We start from the raw sequence: 20,286 nt of genomic DNA on the forward strand, positions 1-20,286 counted from the left end.
TCCTAAGAACCAAACCAAATTGTATCTATGAAAAACTTTTACAAGGCTTCGTTAGCGACCGTGCTAGTGATGCTGTTGTCTGGCTCGATGGTCTTTGCGCAGACTACCATCTCGGGTAAGGTAACAGATGCTCAGGGCGAAGCCATGCCTATGGCAAGTATCAAAGTAAAGGGAACTGTTGCCGGGACCACAGCCGATGTGGAAGGAAATTTTTCGTTGTCTGTAAACAGTCAGCCTCCGCTTACGCTTGAAATTTCTTATGCTGGATATCGGAAGATCGAGCTGCAGATCACCGATGCCAACACCACAGGACTGGATGTAAAATTAGAGCCTGAAGAAAGTGTTCTGGGAGAAGTAATTGTAACCGGAAGTTTCTATCCGGAGAGTCTTACAAAAGCACCCACTGCGGTTGAACACGTTGATCGCCTGGCTATACAGGCAACCGCTGCTCCTGAATTCTATGAAGGACTCGCGCAGGTAAAAGGAGTACAGATGACTTCCAGCAGTTTAAATTTTCCGCAGATCAATACACGCGGATTTGCTACGATAGCAAACACAAGATTTGTACAGCTCATTGATGGTATGGATTGCTCAGCTCCCCTGCTCAACTTCCCTACCGGTAACATTGTAGGTATAGGTGAACTGGATATGGAAAGTATGGAGTTACTTCCGGGAGCTGCTTCTGCCCTATACGGACCAAACGCATTTAACGGATTGTTGCTCATGAACAGCAAGAGTCCGTTTGACTACCCGGGATTGAGTGTGCAATTCAAAGGAGGTGCTACAACATCCGATGCACAGGATAAAGCATTTCCATATTATAACGTAGCTATACGCTATGCAAAATCATTCAACAACAAGTTCGCGTTTAAGATAAACCTGTCATTGCTTGATGCCGAAGACTGGTATGGTAACGACTATAAAACAGATGTCAACAGACCATCGTCAGAAACGGACCTCAGCGGTACTCCTGATTTTGATGGCTTAAACCTATATGGTGATGAAATTGAACTGCCCACTGGTGTACCCAGCGTTGGTAACATTCACAGAACCGGTTGGAAAGAAGGCGACCTGCTTGATAACCGCGATGCTAAAAGTATAAAAGGTGATGTAGCGCTTCACTATCGCATTACTGATAACTTAGAGATACTCTATAACTATCGTTACGGTGGTGGTAGCTCCGTATACCAGGGCTCACAGAAATATGCATTGCGCGACTTCACACAACAGTTTCATAAACTGGAATTACGTAACAACAACTTCTTCGTGCGTGCCTATATGACGGAGACTAACGCAGGTGATTCATACAACGTAGCTGCGTTAGGTTCTTATGTAAATGAGCGCATCAAGCCTTCACAAACCTGGGCGCAGGAATATGTACTGGCTATGCAGGGATATTTTATAGACCAGGGTATACCGGGCGGAAGTCACACAGCAGCACGTGCCTTTGCTGATCGTAACAGACCAGCTGTAGGAAGTGCCGAGTATAATTCATTGCTTGAATCCGTACGCAACGATTTATTCCAGCGCAACCCTCCCGGAGCTAAATTCAAAGATAACTCCAGACTATATCACGCCCAGTTCAACTATAACTTTGCTGACCAGATCAAATTTGCCGAGATACAGGTAGGCGGTAACTTCCGTCAATATAGCTTGTTCTCCGATGGAACGATCTTCAATGAAGATCCGGATGACGGAACTGATTTCAAACGCATTACCATTAACGAGTTTGGTTTCTATGGACAGATCTCCAAAACTATAGCAGAGGCTCTGAAACTTACCGGTTCACTTCGCTATGACAAGAACGAAAACTTCGATGGCCGCATTACACCACGCATCTCGGCGGTATATACCTTCAGCGAAAATCATAACATCAGGGCTTCTTACCAGACTGGTTTTCGCAACCCGGATACACAAGCCCAGTTTATATACTTTGATTTAGGTACAAACATCCTCCTGGGAAGTACAGAAGCCAATGCATCGCGTTATGGATTACATAATGGTGGCGCCTATACCGAAGCTTCATATCGTGCCTTCAGAAGTTCCGGTGGTACATTAAATGCAGACGGAACTACAAGTGGTGGTAATCCTTCTCTACTCGTAGAAGCAAATATACCATACGTTGGTCCGGAGCAATTGAAGTCGTGGGAAGTTGGTTATCGCGGAACCTTCAGCAACAAAGTGTTTGTAGACCTTACGGGATACTACACAACCTATACGGACTTCATCGGTGGCGACAACTATGCATTGAAGAAAGCAACAACACACCAGGGTAAAACCGTTGCTGCGGGAACTATATATTCTCCGTATGTAAACTTCCCGGATGATGTTACTTCATACGGTATCGGTATTGGTATCAACTATAGCTTATTCAAAGGATATACCTTGAGCGGTGGTTACAACTACGCTACGTTCGAAGACAACCGTGATGCGAACAGCTCTTTCCGCGCAGGCTTCAACACACCTGAAAATAAATTCTCAGTTGGTTTAAGCAATCGTAAAGTTACCAAGAACTTAGGCTTTAACGTTACGTACCGCTGGCAGGAAAATTTCCTGTGGCAGTCTGATTTCGGGGAAGCTGAAATTCCTGAGTTTGGTGTATTTGATGCACAGCTGAGCTACAAAATATCTTCCATCAAAACGACAGCGAAGCTCGGTGGTACAAACCTGTTTGGCGGTGACTACAGAACTAACTTCGGTGGACCATTCGTAGGCCAGATGTACTATATATCATTGACCTTTGACGAATTCTTTAAGTAAGAACCAAACCTTGACTTACCATGAAAAAGATTAATTATAGAGGATATACACTTTCATTGCTTCTGTTGCTGGGCGCATGCTCGCAGGAAGATATAGATCTGCAAGCACCCGAAACAACAACAGACACTTCGTGTGAAGATGCAACGGCTGGTTCCGCTGACTTCTCTAAATTTGTTGTGATTGGCGATGCTCTCACGGCCGGCTTTCAGGCGGGTGCCTTGTTTACCGAAGGACAAAACAACTCGCTTGGTAAAATTCTGAACAAGCAGTTTGAATGCGCTGGCGGTTCGGCCACTTTCAACCAGCCGGATATAAATTCAGTGAACGGTTTCAACTCCACCAACTCGAACGTAGGTGCCGGTGTAATTTTAGGACGACTGGTATTGTTTGATGCTGATGGAAGCGGCTCGAAAACAGCAAGCCCTACACCAGCCGGATATCCCGGAGTACCGGCTCCCTACAACACTGCAGATTTACCGACTGCCTATACCGGTGATAAATCGAAGCTGAATAACTTTGGCGTACCCGGTATAATTCTCGGACAAATACTTACCGCTGCAACAGGAGGTCCTAATTCTCAAGCTAACCCGGCTTACAACGGACTGTATGCACGCTTTGCCTCTGTTCCCGGAACCTCCACTATATTAGGCGATGCCATCGGAGCGCAGGGAACATTCTTCCTGTTCTGGGCAGGTAATGGCGATGTACTCGCATACGCTGTAGCGGGTGGATCAGGTCCTGTAGGACTTACTTCTATTGATGATTTCTCTGCGCAGTATAATTTTGCACTGAATGGTATACTCGGTTCCAATTCAAACCTGAAAGGTGTGGTTGGAAATATACCGGATGTGGCTACGATTCCACATTTTACAACCGTGAAATGGAATGCCATACCGTTGGATGCTGCCACCGCAGCTACTGTTACAACGAACTTAGCAAATAACTATAATGGCTTTCTGGATCAGATTGCGTCCCTGGGTATCATCACTGCAGCAGAACGTGATCTGCGCAAGGTATCATATGCCGCAGGACAAAATTCAATCTTGTTAACCGATGAGACACTTACCGATCTCAGCCCCTATATGCAGGGAGAAGCTGCAGCACTTTTACCGTATGCAAAAGCACGTCAGACTAAAAATACGGATCTCGTACCTTTATCCGCCGGAGCTATATTGGGTACTACCGTGGGTGGTAATGCACAAATGGTATATGGTGTTACGGTACCGCTTGAAGATAAATATATACTTACTTCAACGGAAGTTACCGAGATACGCACGCGTACTACGGCCCTCAACAACATTATTAAAGGAACTGTAGAGAGCAACAGTCGCCTGGCATTGGCAGATGTGAATGCAACATTCTCAGCCCTTGTAACAGCTACAGCCGAGGTTAAGAGTGGCGTGACGATTACACCTACACTGACTCCTCCTACCGGGGCCTTCTCGGAAGATGGTATCCATCCGAACAGCAGAGGCTATGCGTATGTTGCCAATATTTTTATTAACGCAATAAATGCTAAATTTGGATCTACAGTTCCGCAAGTAAATCTGGGACTATACAAAGGCACTGGCCTTCCAGTAAGTCCACAGTAAAAGATATAACACAACCTAAACCGAAGAAGCTGCCGCAGGGCAGCTTTCTTTTTTTTGCACAGTCTAGATCGAAATTCCATCAGATATACCCTGCAAAATTATAGGCAACCATCCCGACCCATTCCTTGAATAATTTATGCCACACATGTAGCGCATCCAGCTTGGGTATAATAAAAGCATCGGGATAATATTCCCGCGGATGCGAATAGAAATCCGTTGTAAAAGGCTGGATATTCAAACCTACTTTTTTATAGCAGGCAAGCGAACGTCTCATATGAAAAGCAGATGTAATCAACAGGCATTCCTCCGGTTTATACTTCAGTGAATCGAGCATCTTTACTACCTGCTGTGCAGACTCAGCTGTGTTGCGTGTCTCATTCTCGATAATGATATCGGTAGAATCAACTCCCATCATCATCATAGCCCGCCTGTATTTATCGGCTTCCGGTTCGTCTTCGGCAATCAAACGGCCCGTGCCACCGCTGATCAGGATTGTACCAACCAATCCCTTCTTGTATAGCTCAACAGTATGGGTAACACGATCGGCCCCGCGACTGAAATATATACGGTCATTCGGTTCGAGTCCCGGAATAGTGGTTCCGGTCAGTACAATTCCCAATTTATAGGGCGCCATATCTTTATATGCAACCGGCTTGATCTCCCAGGCCAGCATCGCCTCATTAGCCAGAAAATCATTTGAAAACAGGAACAGCAGGATTACTCCACTGTATTGCAGACGCTTCTTCCACTTCGGATTCTTCAATACAATCGAAAGAACCAGCAGTAACATTATAATAGCAAGCGGCAATATCAGGTTGTTGACTAATTTGGAAATGATGAAGAACATTGATCATTTGGTTAAACTCAAATGTACAAATATCTGAACACTCGAAGACGCGTTTTTATATCAAAGGGATATCAAAGGGATTCCAAAACACGACACAGCTCTATAAAGTCACGCAACAAACAGATCCCGGATCTATAAAATATACATTTTTCACGAAAGTCCGCAGCGCCCGGTGCGCTGGTTTATCATAACATTCACTTAAACGTTAAAACATATATAGTATATATCCAGTATAAAGTTTTCACAAACAAAAAAATACAGAGTATATTCTATCCGTTCTAATTTATAAATTAGCATATAACAAATGTTATCATGCTACACTCAATCTACCTCAACGCTGCACGCGCCAGCACCATCATTCTTTTATTGCTTATCGTTACGATGTTACCATCGGTTCACGTGTATGCTCAGCCTAAAAATTCCAATAAAATTCCCAAGTCGTTAGCGATTGAATGGCGAAAAGACTGGAAGAGTTTTATCAACCAGCTAACATCCAACGACAACAAACGAAAAAATTGTGTCATCGACTCGCTCAAAGCGCTTCAGGGATTTTTCATCCCCATCGAAGATCTGAAACAGTTTATCAAAGAAGCTGAATCTTCGAAGGTGCCGGCCATCGGTATACGTTTATACCTCGCTATTGGTAAAAATGATTCCACCCAGAATAAAGAGTTCAAGCTACTCATGGTTGGTGTATTGGAGACCGGGGTCGACATGATCGCTCCCAATTCCCGGGAGCAAGATTTCATTTTTGATCTGACAAGTCCTTGTCCCAACACATGCGACTCCGGAAGTCCGCTATATATTAGTAACAGCAGCAGTAAAGTTCAAAAACAATAAAAGCAAACACCGGTGGAAATTTCATTCACCAAACTGGTTCTATGGGCGTGCAGTATATCTGTGTCCTTTCCTTTTATTGTTATGAAACTCTTGCCCGGAAAGATACCGCCTCCCTTCTACTGGCTATCGGTTAGTGTGATTGTTACGCTCATACTGGAAATAGTAAGTAAAATACTTTGGACATTGAGTCTGAACAATATGCCGCTGTTTCACATTCACACCTTAGTAGAGTTTATTTTGATTACGCTGTTCTTCAGATCGATTACAACGTTCTTATCCAAAAAAACTGCGCTTTTGTTAAGCTTCATCTTTACTATTATATGGCTTACACCTTTTATATTCAATAAACATGAAATATACCGGTATAACACCATCAGCAGAAGCGTAGCCAGTTCGGCATTTATACTCTATGCCTTACGCTATCTTCTTGGTTCCTTAAAAGGTGACACCTACGCAGGCAGCAGATCGATCCGCCTGATTATTTACGCCATCCTGATATACTCGGCTACATGCCTGCTGATATTTTCCTTTGGTCAGTATATACAGGGGCTATCCAAAGACCTCAACCGGGCGATCTGGAGCATTCATGGTTTTATCATCATACTTTATAATATATTACTATCAATAGCACTATGGGAGCTGCAGAGGAAAAAGCTATCTTCCATTTAGTATTGATCGGCACAATGGGTTTCCTGTTGACTGTTATTTTTATCATTATGCTATATACCCGATATCGGAATACGTTGCTAAAAGAAAGACTAAAGACTGAGGAGCTGAAACATCATTACCAACTCGATCTTTTACGAAGCAACATTCAGACACAGGAACGAGAGCGCATGCGTTTTTCACGCGACCTGCATGATGAAGTGGGCGCGGTGCTTTCCATGCTAAAAATGAACCTCATTCAACTGAACAAATCCGGATGTTATTCCGATGAACAAAGAAATTACCTGGTGTCGCTAGAGGAACTTACAATTGCAGCGTTGAACAGCTCCAGGAGAATAAGCCACGAGTTAATTCCTCCTGCCCTGGAGACTTTTGGATTGATTCACGTCATGGAGGGACAAGCATCTATACTACAACAAGGCGGCATCGATATGACACTACATTACGAAGCTTTCGAGCGTGTTCCTGCCTTAGTGGAACTGGGTATATATAGAATCTTGATGGAGCTGATCAACAATACAATCAAACATGCCAACGCCAAGAGTATAGCAATCACATTTCAGCTGATTAACAGCGCGCTGCATATACGCTATTGTGATGACGGTCGCGGGTTTCAAACGACAGAACCGGCAAAAGGACTAGGCATAAAGAATATTGAGAGCAGAGTGGCGGTATTGAATGGCTCGGTGTCATTCACAACGCAACATACCACGGGCATGGCTGTAACCATCATACTGCCTGTAAAGGAAATGCAAAATTCTCATCACACCGAAAATATACCACGAGTATGATACGCATCGGACTGATTGAAGACCAATTGCTTTTTAGAAAAGGAATGAAGGCTATTATTCACGAGTGGACCGGAATGAAAGTTACCCTGGAAGCCAGTACAGGCGTTGAGGCTGTTACTTTGTTAAAGGAAGCGATTGAGAAACCCGATGTAATACTGCTCGACCTCGGCTTGCCAACGGATAAAGAACCTGCATTAAACGGAATTGATCTGACTATACATATCCGGTCTGCATACCCGGAAATCAAAATTATAATTTTGTCTGTTCATCAACACGAAGACTATATTTCACATCTCATCGAGCAAGGTGCGCACGGCTACCTGGTAAAAGATACCGACCCCGAAGAAGTACGGGAAGCCATTCATGCAGTAACCATTAAAGGATTTTACCTGAACGAACGCACGATGTATGCCATTCAGAATGGTCTTTCAAAAAAAAAGAAAAGTAAGATATCACTTAACGACACAACCTATCTCACGTCACGCGAAAAGGAAATACTCGACCTGGTATGCCGCCAGCTAACAGCAGAAGAGATCGCGGAGAAATTATATATCAGTGTAAAAACGGTTAATGGACACCGGAACAATCTGCTACAAAAAACGGGCGTAAGAAATACAGCGGGCCTGGTGGTTTTTGCATTGAAAAATAATCTTGTGGATGTTGACCGGTATACATTGTGATGACCCTATTTATATAATTCAGTCTTGCTCCCAAAGAAAACATCAAAGTCTGTCGGGTGCGATGCAATGTTATAGCTGTCCTTCTTTTGCCATATCCTCACCCCTTTCTTATTCCAGGTGTGGGGTACAACAGGAACATCGTCACTGGTATACTCGGCAAGCCACAATGGGTACCGTGCAAAGACATCGTGTTTCAGATATGTATTCGCAAAACTGAGGTCCGTATAGATCATCGGTATACGGCCGCTTTTTGTTTCTATATAGTTCAGGAACTGAAACAGCTCACGCTCCAGTTTCATCATATCTACAACTCCAGAACGTGCTATACTTCCCTGCTCAATATCCACAATGGGGGCTATATCCAGTGAATCGATCTTTTGTATTGTTTTCCAGAAGTGATTAGCTTGCTTACGCGGATCATCATTTACACGATAAAAATGATAGGCGCCTTTGATCATTCCCTTCGTTTTCATCGCCTGCCAGTTGCTCAAAAAATCAGGATCAGTAATCGTTACGCCTTCTGTAGCCTTACAGATCATAAAACTAAGACTATCCTCTGCATTAATTTCTGTTATCACATCTCCATTATATTTTGAGACATCAATGCCGTATAGCGTGGATATAGTGTTGTAATCAGAATGATCAATCTGCTCATCGTGCTGCGACACCGTATCGTGTATGATGATCTCTGTATTGATTGGCTCCTGTACTCCACGCTCCGGAACATTATACCGGAAGGCCGCTATCACGACAGATATAGTAAACAAGCTCATTACCGCGATACATCCCATCAGTACACGCTTCAATTTTTCAAACCGGATATCTTCCTTCGATCTGAAATTTCGCTGCACAAGCTCTCGAAGCGCGCGGGATATATATACTGATCCCACCAGGTTTTCAGCCATCATGTCGTATGCATCGGTATCAAATAAAATTCCCTGGTATACAACGCGATCATTCTTATCACAAATAAATTCAGGATGCGCAGTATAGTAGCCATTATCATTCAACACAACTTTATCCTTTTTAGGAACGGGATAGGTAACAACATCCTGCCAAAAGTACATCGGCTTCAGCCGGGTTGTGGTGCCGATGAACAAAGATATATACCGCTGATCGCGCAGGTAACGTATCAAAGAAAGTATATCCAGGAATAAAGCAGTTTCTTTTTTCCGAAGATTTTCATCCTTAAAGATTTCTGCATGGATGTAAAGCACAGCAAACCGCGCTTCCGTCTGAAGAATAAGGGCACGTCTGTAGCGTTTCGTAAACAGTGTTTGCGCCAGTAGCTGACTGATCGAAAAGACACCATCGGCCGGCATGGAAACAAGCCTGCGAATAAACCTCTTCTCTATTTCGGTAAAAGCACGCATACCAGATTATTACAGAGTAACACTGAAAATAAAAACATACACTGCTAATATTCCATGATCAGAAATATACCGGCTACCAATATGCTAACCAGGCCGATGACAAAAATGACGTTCGCAATAATGCGATACCGAATACCACAAACTCCCCGTAAATAAAAGTATGACAGCATCATGGAGATTGTAAAGAAAAGAGATGAAACACAAAGCACTTCATCTATAAAATATGCCTGGCGTTTATCTGCAACCTCAAACAACGTAATAATCAAAATACACGCACTCAGCAACGCTATAGAACCATCATAAACGTGACCTACAATTCTGGATATCTCTTCTTCAGTTTTATCACGATGATTCATAACAGGTATATAGTTTAAAAGAAATTTATTTTACATCAGTTACCGGAGGCACGTTGTTCGCAGCAGGCTTTTCCTTGTCGGGATAATATTTATCCAGCCACAACTTCGCTAACTGCTTTCGATTGATATTCTTTAAGTAGAAACTCACGGGCACACCAACGTCACGGTCTTTCGCTTTGATCTGATCCAGGTAATTTTCGAAGGCCGCCATCATCGAATTAATATCAAGCATTTGGTTTGCGCCCTGGTCAATTTTATCCAGCCCCTGCATTACGCTTTTTATAGTTGCGCTTTGCATGTTCAACAACCGCGCTCCTGTCCTGGCACCGGTAGCTCCTGTCTCCAGTGTTTCTGCTTCTGCGCTGGTTGCAGCAGATATAGCTGATAAATAATTAGTCATTTTTTCAGAATCGGAATCAACCAGTTTACTCAACCCCAGGCTCAATTGTTTTGAGGCAATCGAAGGCAGCACGCCCATAACAATCACACTGATGTGAGACGTTATATTCTGTGTACTGAGTAAATTTTTTACTTCATTGGCGATGGATGAATCAACACCAAAACCTCCGGACGCATCTTCCAGCCAGCTCCCGATCTTTAGCCTGCCCTGTATATCAGATGCCAGCGAGACCATCGATGCCGAATCGGTGAGTGTCTTGTTCAGTATATGTACCATGCCTACAAAGCTTGACCCATACGCAACTCCGGAAAGTATACTGAGCGATTTATCTCCACTTGCCTCGGAACCTTTTGCTATTGTCTGGACACCTTCTTCTTCATCAACGTTGATCGGCTCATCCCTATATATTGCGTTCCAGGTTTGTATAGCTTTATCGACATCGAGTATAAACGGTTCGATGATGGCTACGTTCCGATGTGTACAACTTGCTGTGATGATCAGTGTACCGGCAAGGCTGTGATTTTTGCGTTGCTGCCTTATCTGTTCCGTTGCAGCTTTTGCTACCTCATCAGACTTTGCTCCTATATTTCGTGTTGATTCGCGAATGTAGTTCTCTATACTGGCGGAAGCGTCTTCTTCGTTGCTCCCATACGAAAAATACTGTGCATCCAATTTCAGTGATTCAGAAGATAGCGGCAATCGCTTTATACTGCTCAAGGTATAGTCAATCGGACTCTCCATTGTATCACTTACCTCTTGCTCAGTAATTTCTTCGCGTAGTTGCTGAATGCCCGTTTCATTGGCAAGGCGTACTGTCATATAGTCGACAGCAGCCTGCGTAATAGCGGTATCTACTTCCGCGATCCTGGTATTTACATCCGCTACATCAATATTCAGGTTCACCAACTCATTCAGCATCATACCAAGACTCCGTTTCATGGCGATGTGCGAGTTCAGTTTATCCATGGCAGCATCGGTCTTCGCCTGAAGGCTACCAATCTTCTTCATCCGGTTCAGAATAGAAGTATCCACTATATTTCCGAGAACAAGGGACGGATGATCGTATGGTATGGATGAAGCCACGTTTTTTTGCTTTCGTAAAAGAAAAGTAAAACATCCCGCCTGCCAATGCCTTAGCAGGCGGGTATATGATATAGGTATTCTTTAATTGAGCGGTATATAGTGAGTAACTTTATCGTACCCGTTTGAGGTCAAGAAATCGACAGTTTTATCGGGGGAAACAGATTGCCCCCAGGTCAACAAATTTCCATTGGAATCAATATATACCCAGTGCAGCAGACCATTTCGATAACCGCCTGGTTTACCAGTAGCTCGTCCCAAGCCATATATCGTCTTTTTGCTTTTCAGGTTACTCGCCAGCGAGTTGGTTGTGGCGGTCGTGCCATGGAAGTCTGAATTTTTCAGCCCAAGACTTTTACAAAGCCTGCTTACTCCGTTGGCAGTCATTGCAATTCCCATATTATCTCCCAGCAACGTTGTATCAGTTTTCATTTTGCCAACTACCTCTGCCAGATTTTTATAGGCATACTGCACACCAAACACCGCAGAGAAATCCAAAAGCTCTTTCTCAATATCGGCATTGCTGCCGCAGAATTTATCGATCACCGGGAACAATGTATTATAGTCTGTGTCCTTTAGCAAATTAACAACACCGGTATCAGAGGCCGCCTGAATCGCAGCGACAAAACCACAAACACCCCATTTGTTTTGATTTAATTTAGACGCTTCCATTGTATTTAAGATTTTAGTTTTTCAGCTTACTCATATCGTTTTTCGGCATCCACGCTTTACTCTCTTGAAGGATTTTCAAGGAACTCCGTTCTATTCTATAGAATGAATGACCTATATTTTAGCTAATGAATATCAAGACTTAGGTGCATTGTTATTTGCTGGAGCACTATCATCACCCGATATAGCCAGATACTGTCCGGGATAGTATTTAGTCATCCACATCTGTGCGATCTGCGATTTGGTTATAGGCTTGAGATAGTAATTGATCGGTACGCCTACATTTCCCTGAAGACATTTATTGATATAGTCTTCCAGCGCATCCATCATCGAATTCGTGTCGATCACCTTGTTGGATTGCTTATCTATATCCGACAACGCACTTAGTGTAGCCGATATCTGCGAGCTCTTCATTGCTACCAGTTGTCCGCCGGTGCGGGCAGCTTCTGCGGAAGAATCCACCGAATCATTTTCAGTCGCCGTTGCATTCTGTAGTTTCTGAACAGCCGCCATGGACTTTGCCCCGTCATCATCCGCGAATCCCTTCACTCCCATCTGCACGGTATTGGACTTAATGGAAGGTATAGATCCCATGGCTACCAGTGTACAATGCGATGTCACATTCTGCGAACTCAATAAGTTCTTGGCGTCATTGGAGAAACTGCTATCGACACCCATTCCTCCGGACGCCTTTGCCAGCCAGTTACCAACCTTAAATTGAGTTTGCAACGAAGCCGCTACAGAATACATCGCTTCGCTCGAACGCGTGTCCGTTGTATCGAGTATATGTACCATGCCTATAAAACATGAACCGTACGTAGCACCGGAAAGAATGGTGAGTGATTTTTCTTTTTCTGTTCCCGACTGCGCTGCAATCTGCGCCATGTTCGTAATGCTATCCGTTTTGATCATATCACTTTTATAGACGCGATTCCAAACGCGCACAGCTTTATCAACATCAAGTATAAAAGGAGCCAGAAGTGATGCATCACGATGTGTACATGTAACGCTGATTACCAGTGTACCGGATATACTATGCCGCGAGTGCTGGCTATTCATTTGTGCCTGCACAGCGCTGCTGGCCTGCGACTGATATGATTCGCCCATATAGCTTACTTCTTCACTCACAAACGATTTGATAGTGGCAGCGTGCGTATCGGAGCTTTGTTGATTCTCGTCAAAGGCAAAATACTGCACATTCATTTTCAGTGAGTCGGCCGAAAGCTGCATCTTCTTGATGTCGGTCTTGTTATAGTCTATGGGACTTTCAATATCATCATGCACACCTATAATTTTGGCGCGTAGTGGTTGCATCTTGGTTTCGGCGTCAAGCTTGGCCTTGGCATAGACTATAGCCGATTCCTGTATCTTCTTACCAACCTCGGCACTTTCTTTAATTAACTCGGTTGTATCAATCTGCATATTGATCAACTCCTGGATCGTCATATCAATGCTCCGCTTCATGGATATGAAAGAGTTCAACGTGTCTTCGGCAGCATCAACCGGAGCTTGCAATGCGCTGATGGCGGTGAGATTATCAAGTCGCTCCTGGTGAACAATATTACCCAACACCAGGGAAGGATCGTATGGAATAGTGGATGGCATCGTTATAAAAATATAATTACACCTACTCTGTTAAGGCTTTTCGGTTTGCGCCTTTCGGTCAAAAGCTTTTGATAGATCAAAGATGTTTGAAAAGCATGGCGGGATACAGAGCATAATTACCTGATTTCAAAAACAGGTATTTTTACCCGGATGCAAAAAAAATAGCGACCGGTTCTGGTCGCTATTACTTTATGGGATGCCCTGAACGTTGCGTTTCAGGATTTAGGATTTCGCCTGTACAATGGATTGGAAATATTACTGATGCCATCGATAACCCTGCGCAGCACATCGAAATATAGCATCAGTGCCAGCGTGAGCGACATGGACCAGATCACTCCGGTATTGAAAAAGAATGTGTCGATGTTACGATTCAGAAAATGTTTCTGCGGCATGTAGAACTGCGCGTTGAAATCAATCGCGTGCTCCGGGTTCGGCTCTTTGTAAACCGGGTATATCTTCTGGATCAGCTTACCATCCTGCTCAATGATACGGTGTGTCTCCGATGTATTCTTTACCAGTTCGGTAATGGCATCGTTATGATACGCTTCGCGGTAACGGCTGAAAGCGTCTTCTTTTTCCGGAGTGCTGGTATAATTGAATATCTTCCTCTCACGCTGTTCATCCGCTGTGTTATACCGTTTGATATAGTATCGCTTCAGATTTACCAGGTAGTCAGATATAGCGGTGTACACAGCAGAATCAAATTTAGCCAGGGTTAGATTATCCAGCGCGGGCAGCGTTTGTCCGGTCTCTTCGAGTTCACGCTTGATCTCGCTTTGCATCAACACCATGTTGTTCTCCACTTTGCTTCGTACCTGCGGATCGGTTGATTTATAATTGTTGATGGTATGCTGGAGTCTGCTCTCTATCTCCGGTATCAAATATACTTTCTTATAGTCTGCATTAGCCATCGCTTTGTCAAACCGATAGAATTCGCGTTCGAAGCTGTTGTCCTTAAACTGCGACACCATGGCTGCTTCGAAGGCCCAGCGTGAAGCCATCAGGTCCCCTACCAGCGGTACGGTTGCAGTATTACCAATCGCAGGATTCAGTTTATCAAACTTCACTACCACGCCACTCAGAATCAACTGTGGAATAAGCAGCAGTGGAATCAATATATAGATCGTAACAGCGGAGTTAAAACCGGAGGATATATTCAGTCCCAGCAGGTTTGCAAAACATGACGTTGTAAAGAGTATAAACCAGTGATGGAACAACATCCCTTGTATCTCCAACACATAATTTCCCACCAGCACAAACGTAAACGTCTGTATAGCGGAGAGTATAAACAAGATGGATATTTTAGACAGGATATAGCTGCTGCGGCTCAGGTGCAGAAAGGCTTCGCGCTTCAAAATCTTGCGATCGCGAATAATCTCTTCGGCACTCACCGTTAATCCCATAAAGAGTGCAACAATAACACTCATAAACAGGTACGCGGGTATATTCAGGTTCTTGCCGAATACATAGCCTATATTTACAGAATCATCCACGTTGTAATAGCGCACGATGAACGCCAGTATAAAAGCCAGCACCGGTGCCTCCAGCAAATTGATAATCATATACTGGCGATTGTGAATCTTGGCCTGTATATCGCGCAGCGAAAACAAATGCGCCTGCTTCAACCGGGTGGGTATACGCAAAGTCGAATGCGGCACTTCGCTCGAAGTCTCCACGGCAAACGGACGGTAATTTTGTTTATAGATAGCATTCCACTGCTCGGCCGAGATCTTCCGTTCATTTGTGAAATGTCCGTACTCATTGATCACCTTCGTTTCAATGATGTTGAAGATCTGCTCCGGGTTTACATTGCCGCAGTCGTGGCACTCACCTTCTTCACTGTTCACCAGATTTATACTCTTCTTGAAATACACCACAGCGTCAACCGGGTTACCATAGTATATCTGGTAGCCACCGGTATCGAGTATAAGAAGTTTATCAAACATCTTGAAGATATCCGATGACGGCTGGTGAATTACAGCAAACACAAGCTTGCCTTTCAACGAAAGTTCTTTGAGCAGATCGATGATATTTTCCGAGTCGCGTGACGAAAGACCACTTGTCGGTTCATCACAAAACAGCACCGCGGGCTCACGCAATAATTCAAGTCCTATATTCAGTCGCTTGCGCTGACCACCGCTGATGGTTTTACGCAACGGAGAGCCCACCTTCAGATCTTTGGTTTCTTCCAGTCCAAGATCTTCGAGTACTTTCATCACCAGCTTGTTAATCTCGTCTTCTGCTTTATTGCTGAAGCACAACTTCGCGGCATAGTACATATTTTCATATACCGTGAGGTCTTCAATCAACAGATCGTCCTGCGGTACAAAACCGATCACACCTTCTATAGCCTGTGGGTTGTTATGTATATCCAGACCATTGATGAGCACCTGTCCTTGTGACGGTTTCTCCGATCCGTTCAACACATGCAACAAAGTCGATTTACCGGCACCGCTCGCGCCCATCAACGCGATAAGATTACCCGACTCTTCTGCTAAATGTACATCACGCAGTCCTAACCTTCCGTTCTTGAATTTGAAGCTAATGCCTTTCCCTTCGAACGATAGTCGTGGAAAATCACCAAACTTCTTGAAGCGGTTCAGCAGGTCTCCGTAATATACCGGTTCATCTTTGTCCCAGCGCAGCATACTGCCTACACCCAGCACACCGATCTTGCCGCTCTTTACCGGCACACCGTTCAGGTATACATCTGAACCGCCATGGTATTTGATAAAGTATATTTCAGCCTGCTCGATATATACTATCGCTATAAATCCGTGCAGCTCGGAACGCTGGATGTGATGCGCCTTCTTCAGCGAGCCTTCCGGCATGGCATCAATGATCAGGATATGGTCGTGGTCCAGCGCAGCAGCATTTTTACCGTCTACAAATACCTTGATCGCTTCGATCTCGTTCTGTGATATTTTCAGGTTTGCACCAATGGCATTAACGAGTTCCTCTTCGCGCGGGGTAATCTGTTCATCAGCATGCACAATGGTGAGAAGCTCCAGCAGGATAACTACTTTCTGTTTCTGCGTAAGCTCCTGGTTTACTTCCGAACAAAGCTTTTCGATGCGCTGCAGTTCTACGCCTAGCTCACCCGTTGCAGGCAACGCTTCTACATAGCCATCAAACTTTTTTACATAGGTATCAACAGCCGAACGACTGAGGTGATCCTGCAAAAACTTCCGGATCTGTTCACGCTCCTGGTGGGTAACTTGATCTTCTTTAGCAACTACCGCGAACAACCGCAGAATGGCTTTAAGTAGAGGTTCACTCATAAAACTGAATTACATGATTCTAAATATAATCGAAAGACAGGCACCAAAAGAAAAGGACTGGCTTGAACCAGTCCCTTTGTATTCTTCTTACATAAACTTTTACAGTTTATTCAGTTATATTTTTACGCATCTTCTCAACCACCTTTGTAATTTCTTCGAGGTTCTTGTCAGACAACACGAGGTCACCGCGGTTGTTTTTGATTTGCTCTTCAATGTTCAAGGCAGCGTATGCTTTTTCAAGTGCAGTAAGATCACCAACCAAAGTTGTTACAGGCTCAGTCTGTTCAACAGTTTGCAACATCTTCAGCAATTCACTTACTGATTTTTTCTGCTGAAGTATAATGCGCATCAGCGGAGTAAGTACCTGGTTACGGTTATCTTCCGGCAACAGGTTCTTCGGATATGTTTTGATAAGACCGGTTGAAATATAGAGGCCTTCGATGAAGCTACCGGCTACTACCAGTGACGACAGTTTGTTACGGCTATCATCTTTCAGGAAGTTCTCAGTCTTCTTGATAGCAGCATCCAGTAAATGCGTTAATGAATCTTTGTTACCGATGTTCGTCTCGAATCTCTTCAGGATCTCAACATCGAATGAACCGATCACACCCAGGTTATCTGCCAGTGTTTTGCAGGCATTCAGGTAATCGATCGCCTCCTGTGTTTTTTCATAAGAAGCCAGGTACCCGATATCAGCAGCATAAACACCAAGGTTTAATGCAGCCTTGTCTGTGCGTGAAGCATACTGATCAACTTTTGTACGTGAATTGATGAGACTCTCATTGAATTCAGCACCGGTAGCTTGTAACAGGTAAGGTATTTCGGATGGAGAAGGTATATTGTAAACTACTTCTTCGATTTGTTGTTTCAGACTGTCAGCCGACTGAAAATCAGCAGCGTTTTTGTCTTTATCGCTGGTAGAAGATCCGCATGAAGCTAACCCTGCGGCCAGCACAACACATACACAGAAGTTAGTAAGACGATTCAATTTCATAGTGTGAAGCTTAGGTTTTGAGTTCCAAGTTTAACACATTTTTCATGTGTATGAAAATTAATTTTGAAGGATAGCGGGTAATTTTTTCTGCCTTCGGTTACTTTTTATTAAATTTAGTAATGCACATTCTAAAAAATGTTATGGCCAGATTGGTTGACAAGACACTCCTGATTGATGACAGCGATATAGATCTCTTCATCCAGCGCAGGTTCCTGGAAGTGTACAACTTCTCAAACCAGTTGGTACTTTACAAGTCAGCCAACGAAGCCCTCGACTGGCTCAAGAACATCAACGGTGAACCTGCCCCGGACATTATCTTCCTTGACCTGAACATGCCTGAAACAGACGGCTTCTCTTTCCTGAAAACATTTATGGACCTCCCTGAAAAGGTCACTTCCAAGTCGCGCATTGTGGTGCTCACCAGCTCGAATAACATTAAAGACCGTGACCTCGTATTCGAGAATAAAAATGTTATTCAGTATATCACCAAGCCTCTCAAACAAGCTGATATAGAAGATCTTAAGAAGATCATCAACCAAAATTAACAGTATATCTCCCCCGCTATTTTTCTTATCGGTCCAGCCAGTCTTTAAATTCCTGCACACGCTCGCGTGCTACAATAATGTCTTGATCCTGCGATCCTTTCAACAATAACTTTAGCCGGCTGTTGGTATAGCTGATAATGTCCTGCATGGCCGTGGCAGCGATAAGATACTTTCGGTTGATCCGGAAAAAACGTGCGGGGTCTACCATCTCTTCGAGTTGCTCCAAGGTATAATCGAGAATCAGGTTCCGGTTGTCGGTCGTGCAGCAAAACGTTGTCTTATCCTGACTGAAGAAATAGAGTATATTTTCAACCTCCACGGTCTTGAGATGCTCCCCTACTTTAATAACGAACCGCGACTTATGTTTTTTGGTGAGCATCTGTATAGTCTGCTCGATGTTGCTCAGCAACACGTTTGTCTCCGGCTCCTGGCGGGTAAGCGCCCTGAACTTGGTGAGTGCTCCGGCCAGTTCGTCTTTATCAACCGGCTTCAGGATATAGTCAATACTGTTGACCTTAAATGCCTTGAGTGCATACTCATCATACGCAGTAGTAAAGATCACAGGCGACTTGATAGTACATTGCTCGAAGATCATAAAACTGATACCATCGGCCAGTTGTATATCCATGAAGATAAGATCAGGAACGGGGTTGTCTTTCAGCCACAACACGGCACGCTTAACCGTATCTATCTTATTCAGAATATTAACGGCAGGTTCGAGACTTTTTACCAGGTTCTCCAGCCGTTGTGCCGCCATCGGCTCATCTTCTATAATCAATACATTCATGCGTGAACAGGAATAACAGGAAGCTTTACTATAAACTTATCGTTTTGAATAATTTCTACCGGGGTGTTACTGAGAAACTCATAGCGCTTGCAGATGTTTTCCAAACCAATACCGGTTGACTCTTCGCTAAATACCATTTTCTTCTGCAGGTTATTTTCCACCACTATAAAATTATCCATCGTATATACGTGGATCTCCAGCGGGTTTTCTTCCGATACTATATTATGCTTGATGGCATTTTCAATAAGCATCTGTACCACGAGCGGAGCCACCATACTCTTCACGCCTTCCAGTTGAATATTCAATTTCAGTTTGTCCCCGAAACGGATTTGCTGCAGGTATAAATAAGACATCAGGAATTTCAACTCTTCGTCCAGCGTTACCACCTCGCGATCGCGTGTGTCCAATACATACCGGTATACTTCGGATAACTGCTTGATGAACTTGGCAGCTTTATCCTGATCTTCGTATACCACGTTGGTTAAAACGTTTAATGTATTAAAGAGGAAATGCGGATTGATCTGACTTTTGAGACTCTCGTAATGAGCCGCTATATTTTCTTTCTGAAGGCGTTCTGCATCGATCGCGACCTGCCGCCAGTTAATTAAAAATTCTCTTCCGTGCATAAACAGGGAAATGATGATCGTAATAAGAATAGAATACCCCGTGCTATAGTTGATCGCTACCTGCAGACTCCACGAGTATAAAGCGATGATGCCATACATGGCCGCGAGCGAGTATACAATGGTAACGATGAGCCCGATGATGAAGCGCTTCATCGGAAATTTGATCCACGGCCATTTCCAGGAAATAAAATTGGCCAGGTATGAATTACCTTTCCAGAGCGCGACCCACATCAGGGCATTGAGCGAGCCTATCTTCCAGAAGCGAGGCGAATTAAAAGTACATTCGTTACATCCCAGTCCCGACCATGCAAACAGCATCCCGAGAATGATCAGAACGAAAACACTCTTCATTTCCTTAATAACCAGACTCCGGTCGATGGCCATACGCTATAGT

Annotated in this window: 17 protein-coding genes; 7 read left to right on the top strand and 10 right to left on the bottom strand. The window is 43.9% G+C overall.

What is annotated here, in order from left to right; genetic code table 11:
- Window positions 1–27: 27 nt before the first annotated feature.
- Together ACFQ21_RS04155 and ACFQ21_RS04160 are read left to right on the top strand one after the other, a co-directional pair.
- Window positions 28–2,760, top strand: a complete 2,733-nt coding sequence (locus ACFQ21_RS04155; protein WP_377575250.1) for a TonB-dependent receptor — start codon at window positions 28–30, stop codon at window positions 2,758–2,760.
- A gap of 20 nt (window positions 2,761–2,780) precedes the next feature.
- The gene (locus ACFQ21_RS04160; RefSeq protein ID WP_377575253.1) at window positions 2,781–4,352 is read left to right on the top strand and encodes a hypothetical protein; all 1,572 of its coding nucleotides are present in this window, start codon (window positions 2,781–2,783) and stop codon (window positions 4,350–4,352) included.
- 79 nt (window positions 4,353–4,431) lie between these two features.
- Here ACFQ21_RS04160 and ACFQ21_RS04165 read toward each other — a convergent pair whose 3' ends face one another.
- Complete coding sequence (locus ACFQ21_RS04165; RefSeq protein WP_377575255.1) at window positions 4,432–5,199, bottom strand: YdcF family protein; 768 nt, start codon at window positions 5,197–5,199, stop codon at window positions 4,432–4,434.
- A gap of 312 nt (window positions 5,200–5,511) precedes the next feature.
- On the opposite strand from ACFQ21_RS04165, the gene ACFQ21_RS04170 reads away from it, so the two are divergent.
- From ACFQ21_RS04170 to ACFQ21_RS04185, 4 genes are all read left to right on the top strand, one after another.
- Window positions 5,512–6,039: a hypothetical protein gene (locus ACFQ21_RS04170; protein ID WP_377575258.1), complete on the top strand. Its 528-nt coding sequence runs from the start codon at window positions 5,512–5,514 to the stop codon at window positions 6,037–6,039.
- A gap of 81 nt (window positions 6,040–6,120) precedes the next feature.
- Window positions 6,121–6,708 (top strand): hypothetical protein, encoded by a 588-nt coding sequence (locus ACFQ21_RS04175; RefSeq protein ID WP_377575260.1) that lies wholly within the window; start codon window positions 6,121–6,123, stop codon window positions 6,706–6,708.
- Window positions 6,672–7,496 (top strand): sensor histidine kinase, encoded by an 825-nt coding sequence (locus ACFQ21_RS04180; RefSeq protein WP_377575263.1) that lies wholly within the window; start codon window positions 6,672–6,674, stop codon window positions 7,494–7,496. Before ACFQ21_RS04175 ends, ACFQ21_RS04180 begins: the two co-directional genes overlap by 37 nt.
- Complete coding sequence (locus ACFQ21_RS04185) at window positions 7,493–8,176, top strand: response regulator (protein WP_377575266.1); 684 nt, start codon at window positions 7,493–7,495, stop codon at window positions 8,174–8,176. Before ACFQ21_RS04180 ends, ACFQ21_RS04185 begins: the two co-directional genes overlap by 4 nt.
- Before the next feature lie 5 nt (window positions 8,177–8,181).
- Here ACFQ21_RS04185 and ACFQ21_RS04190 read toward each other — a convergent pair whose 3' ends face one another.
- From ACFQ21_RS04190 to ACFQ21_RS04220, 7 genes are all read right to left on the bottom strand, one after another.
- Window positions 8,182–9,549, bottom strand: a complete 1,368-nt coding sequence (locus tag ACFQ21_RS04190) for a GH25 family lysozyme (protein WP_377575269.1) — start codon at window positions 9,547–9,549, stop codon at window positions 8,182–8,184.
- Window positions 9,550–9,593: 44 nt separating this feature from the next.
- Window positions 9,594–9,905 carry a hypothetical protein gene (locus ACFQ21_RS04195; protein WP_377575272.1) on the bottom strand — a complete coding sequence of 104 codons (312 nt, stop codon included), beginning with the start codon at window positions 9,903–9,905 and terminating at the stop codon, window positions 9,594–9,596.
- Window positions 9,906–9,930: 25 nt separating this feature from the next.
- The gene (locus ACFQ21_RS04200; RefSeq protein WP_377575275.1) at window positions 9,931–11,388 is read right to left on the bottom strand and encodes a hypothetical protein; all 1,458 of its coding nucleotides are present in this window, start codon (window positions 11,386–11,388) and stop codon (window positions 9,931–9,933) included.
- Between the two features lie 81 nt (window positions 11,389–11,469).
- On the bottom strand, window positions 11,470–12,057 hold the full coding sequence (locus ACFQ21_RS04205; RefSeq protein ID WP_377575278.1) for a hypothetical protein: 588 nt from the start codon (window positions 12,055–12,057) through the stop codon (window positions 11,470–11,472).
- Window positions 12,058–12,189: 132 nt separating this feature from the next.
- Window positions 12,190–13,659: a hypothetical protein gene (locus tag ACFQ21_RS04210; RefSeq protein ID WP_377575281.1), complete on the bottom strand. Its 1,470-nt coding sequence runs from the start codon at window positions 13,657–13,659 to the stop codon at window positions 12,190–12,192.
- A 215-nt stretch (window positions 13,660–13,874) separates the two neighbouring features.
- The gene (locus ACFQ21_RS04215; protein ID WP_377575283.1) at window positions 13,875–16,940 is read right to left on the bottom strand and encodes an ATP-binding cassette domain-containing protein; all 3,066 of its coding nucleotides are present in this window, start codon (window positions 16,938–16,940) and stop codon (window positions 13,875–13,877) included.
- A gap of 106 nt (window positions 16,941–17,046) precedes the next feature.
- Window positions 17,047–17,934, bottom strand: coding sequence for a hypothetical protein (locus tag ACFQ21_RS04220; protein WP_377575286.1), 888 nt, complete (start codon window positions 17,932–17,934; stop codon window positions 17,047–17,049).
- Window positions 17,935–18,074: 140 nt separating this feature from the next.
- Between ACFQ21_RS04220 and ACFQ21_RS04225 the strand changes: the two genes are divergently transcribed.
- Complete coding sequence (locus ACFQ21_RS04225; protein WP_377575290.1) at window positions 18,075–18,479, top strand: response regulator; 405 nt, start codon at window positions 18,075–18,077, stop codon at window positions 18,477–18,479.
- 25 nt (window positions 18,480–18,504) lie between these two features.
- On the opposite strand, the gene ACFQ21_RS04230 is transcribed toward ACFQ21_RS04225, so the two are convergent.
- The gene (locus tag ACFQ21_RS04230) at window positions 18,505–19,266 is read right to left on the bottom strand and encodes a LytR/AlgR family response regulator transcription factor (protein WP_377575292.1); all 762 of its coding nucleotides are present in this window, start codon (window positions 19,264–19,266) and stop codon (window positions 18,505–18,507) included.
- Window positions 19,263–20,276: a sensor histidine kinase gene (locus ACFQ21_RS04235; protein ID WP_377575295.1), complete on the bottom strand. Its 1,014-nt coding sequence runs from the start codon at window positions 20,274–20,276 to the stop codon at window positions 19,263–19,265. The genes ACFQ21_RS04230 and ACFQ21_RS04235 overlap by 4 nt, the downstream gene beginning before the upstream one ends.
- Between the last annotated feature and the right edge of the window lie 10 nt (window positions 20,277–20,286).

The organism is Ohtaekwangia kribbensis (assembly GCF_042676245.1).
Classification (GTDB): domain Bacteria; phylum Bacteroidota; class Bacteroidia; order Cytophagales; family Cyclobacteriaceae; genus Ohtaekwangia; species Ohtaekwangia kribbensis.